1 protein-coding gene is annotated in these 1,073 nt (G+C 63.9%); it reads right to left on the bottom strand.

Translation table 11 applies throughout. The annotated features are described in order from the left end of the window. Positions 1–1,073: thiamine pyrophosphate-dependent enzyme (locus B2742_RS03985; protein WP_292063249.1), on the bottom strand; the 1,073-nt coding region annotated here is incomplete at both ends.

Genomic DNA, 1,073 nt, shown 5'->3' with positions numbered 1-1,073 from the left:
GGCGCACATCTGCAGCCAGCGCTCGAGGCGGGCCGACGAATGCTCCGGTCCCTGGCCCTCATAGCCGTGCGGCAGCAGGCAGACGAGGCCCGACATGCGCAGCCACTTGCGCTCGCCCGACGAGATGAACTGGTCGAAGATCACCTGCGCGCCGTTGGCGAAATCGCCGAACTGCGCTTCCCAGAGGGTGAGCGCATTCGGCCGCGCCAGCGAATAGCCGTATTCGAAGCCCAGCACCGCCTCTTCCGAGAGCATCGAGTTGATGACCTCGTAACGGCCTTGGGTCGGCGAGATGTTGGCGAGCGGAATGAAGCGCTCCTCGGTCTCCTGGTCGTAGAGCACGGTGTGGCGCTGCGAGAAGGTGCCGCGCTCGCAATCCTGGCCCGACAGGCGGATCTTGGTGCCTTCCGCGCAGAGCGTGCCGAAAGCCATCGCCTCGCCCATCGCCCAGTCGATGCCTTCGCCGGTCTCGATCATCTGGGCGCGGTTGTCCATGAAGCGCTGGATGGTCTTGTGCGCCTTGAAGCCTTCCGGAATGCTTGAGAGCTTGCGGCCGATCTCCTTCAACTGCTTCATCGGCACCGAGGTCTTGCCGCGGCGCTGTTCGTCCTGGTTGTCGGCCGTGCGCAGGCCCGACCATACGCCGTCCAGCCAGTCGGCCTTGTTCGGCTTGTAGGACTGGCCGGCCTCGAACTCCTGTTCGAGATTGGCCCGCCAGTCGGCCTTCATCTTCTCGAATTCGCCTTCGCTGATCAGGCCCTCGGCAACCAGCCGCTCGCCGTAGATCTGGACGACCGTCTTGTGGGCGCGGATGACCTTGTACATCTTCGGCTGGGTGAAGGACGGCTCGTCGCCCTCGTTGTGGCCGAAGCGGCGGTAGCAGAACATGTCGATAACGACCGGCTTGTGGAACTTCATCCGGAATTCGGTCGCGACCTTGGCGGCATAGACGACCGCTTCCGGATCGTCGCCGTTCACATGGAAGATCGGCGCCTCGATCATCTTCGCCACGTCGGACGGATAGGGCGAGGAGCGCGAGAAGGCCGGGTTCGTCGTGAAGCCGATCTGGTTGT

Source organism: Brevundimonas sp. UBA7664, assembly GCF_002483305.1.
Lineage (GTDB): Bacteria > Pseudomonadota > Alphaproteobacteria > Caulobacterales > Caulobacteraceae > Brevundimonas.
The sequence above is the reverse complement of the archived record's forward strand: the minus strand, read 5'-3'. Positions and strand labels throughout refer to the sequence as shown.